2 protein-coding genes are annotated in these 2,618 nt (G+C 24.4%); both read left to right on the top strand.

Features of this window, described 5'->3' with window-relative positions; all coding sequences use genetic code 11:
- The coding region (locus tag CD129_RS12710; RefSeq protein ID WP_126577764.1) for a CDP-glycerol glycerophosphotransferase family protein at positions 1–1,672 on the top strand (1,672 nt) is incomplete at its 5' end.
- A 60-nt stretch (positions 1,673–1,732) separates the two neighbouring features.
- Positions 1,733–2,618, top strand: an 886-nt coding sequence (locus CD129_RS12705) for a DUF6270 domain-containing protein (RefSeq protein WP_170167707.1), incomplete at its 3' end; no start/stop codon positions are given.

The following is a 2,618-nucleotide window of genomic DNA, read 5'->3' as shown; positions in this document are numbered from 1 at the left end:
CAATAATTTAGTGAATTATTATGGATTAAAAAATAATGTACATATAAATAAGAAAGAACCATTAACATATATTTATGTATCATCATCACCATATGAAACATTAGGATATTCAATTTTAGAATCGATTGCTGAAGGTAATAAAGCTTTCATTTACACAGGTAAAGACGATGTTTTAAATGACATATACAATAGTTTTAAATCTATTAAGTTTATGCAAAAAAATATTGAAATCGATTGTAATAATTTAATTAACTTTATAAATGAAAAATACACTAAAAAAGATAGAGTAGAAGATGTTGAAAAATTAAAAGCGGAATTTTTAGATCGTAATTATGCAGATGACTTCTTAAACAACGCTACAGATTGTATAAATAATTCTAAAGAAAAAATTATAAATAACAAAAAAATTAAGAATAAAAATCAAAATAAAAATGAGAATCTAGATAAATTTAGGGACCTCTATGAAAAGCTAAAAGAAAAACCAGTACTGAATAAAATAATGCAAAACGATAAAATTTTTGGTTATGCAAAAAACAAATATTTAAGTAAAAAAGTTAAAAATGAAATGGATATGTTTAACCAAATAGTACCATCTTCAAATAAAGTATTTATTGAATCTTTCCACGGTAATAATTTCAGTGGTGATCCTAAATATATTGCCTTATATATACGAGAACATTTTCCAGAAAAACAAGTTTTTGTTAGTTCAAGAAACTCTCTAGTTGATATCGAAATAAGAAATTGTGATGTAACTCCAATAAGATTTGGAAGTACAGCTTATTCTAAAATATTTAGAGAATGTAAATATGTATTTGTAAATGGCAATACACTCGATAAAGTGTATAAACATGATGATCAAGTATTTATTCAAACTTGGCACGGACTCCCTCTTAAGAGAATGGTCAATGATTTAACTGATGTTAAAGAAAGAAATGACCAAGTTAATGCTTTTCTTCCAAGAATGCAAAAATGGGACTATCTATTATCCTCTTCATTAGTTAATACAATGTTATTTAAATCAGCTTTTCTGACTAAAAATAATAGTAATTTAAAAATTCTTGAATATGGGGCACCAAGAAATGAATATTTATTGAATGATAATGAAGATGAAAAAAGACGAATTATGTCTAAATACTTCTTTACTAATGTTAAAAATAAAAAATATATTTTATTCTGTCCAACTTGGAGAAAAGAAAAAAGACAAAATCTATCTTCAATAAATCTGAAAAAATTATTAGGATTTTTACCAGATGAATATGAAATTATTGTTAAACTACATCCAAATGAAGCTCACTTAAGAGGGAAATATAGTAATTTAGACAAAAGAATTCATTGTTTCTTTAATGAATTTGTTGATATACAAGAATTATATTTAATATCAGATTCAATGCTTACTGATTATTCATCTACAATATTTGATTATGCACATTTAAACAAGCCAATTATATTAATTCAAGAAGACACACAAAGTTATAACGAAAAAGTTGGTTTCTATTTTGACATATTTGAATTAGGTAGCTTTCCAATAGCTAATATGGATGAAAGAAGACTAGCACAACAATTAACTAATTTTGAATATATGAATTACTCTAAGATGACAAATAGATTATTAACTTACGATAGTAAAGAATCTACAAAAATGATTTTAGATACTGTTTTTGATGAAAAATAAATATCTACTATAACTGAATAATTAATATTTAGTTAATATAAGTGAAAGAAAGGGAAGAAAATGTCTGTTAAAATAGCAACTATCGGTTCGTGCGTTACGCGAGATAATTTTAATACTAAGTTTAATCCTAACTATAAAAATTTTTTACAAATAATAGATCATCAAAATCAAACTGCTATTCCTAGTTTGATGTCTAATCAATTAGAGTTAAATGTAAGTAAAGAATTTGTAGAAAAAAGTTCTTATGTTCAATCTTTATTGCATAAAGAATTTTCAAAAGAGTTTTTACAAAAACTAAAAAATGAACAACCTGACTATCTTATATTTGATTTGGATCCAGATGTGAAATTTGGATTATTAAAAATTAATGAAAATGAATATATAACTAATAATCCAAACTTTAAAAATATACCAGAATTAAAAGATGCAACTAGACTAAACTTGTTGGAAAATTATGATGAATATATTGAAGCATGGGAAAAATATTTAGAAATTTTCTTTGATTTTATAAAAAGAGAGATACCTAACTGCGAAGTTATATTGGTTAAAGCAAGATTTTCAGATAAGTTTGAAGATGGAACAACCTTAACGAGTCTCAGAAAAGAAACGGGAATAGCTACACAAGATTTTGAAAAAATGAATAAAATTTGGAATCATTTAGATGATTTTGTGATAAACAATTTTAAGGTTTCGGTTCTAGATATGACCGATAATGATTTCTATTTAGATAAAAATCATTTATGGGGACCATATTATTTACATTATGAGCCTAAATTCTATAATACATTCTTAAATAAATTAGTTAAAATGATTTCGAGTAGAAAAAATGAGCATATTAGTCTTTCTGGTGAGAATAGAACTATCCAAAGAATATATTTAAATGAAACTTATGAACTTTTAAATACTAAAGTTGTAGAGGTTGTTTTACAATCTGATAAAAATTTAA

The organism is Mammaliicoccus fleurettii (assembly GCF_003970575.1).
Classification (GTDB): Bacteria; Bacillota; Bacilli; order Staphylococcales; family Staphylococcaceae; genus Mammaliicoccus; species Mammaliicoccus fleurettii.
The sequence above is the reverse complement of the archived record's forward strand: the minus strand, read 5'-3'. Positions and strand labels throughout refer to the sequence as shown.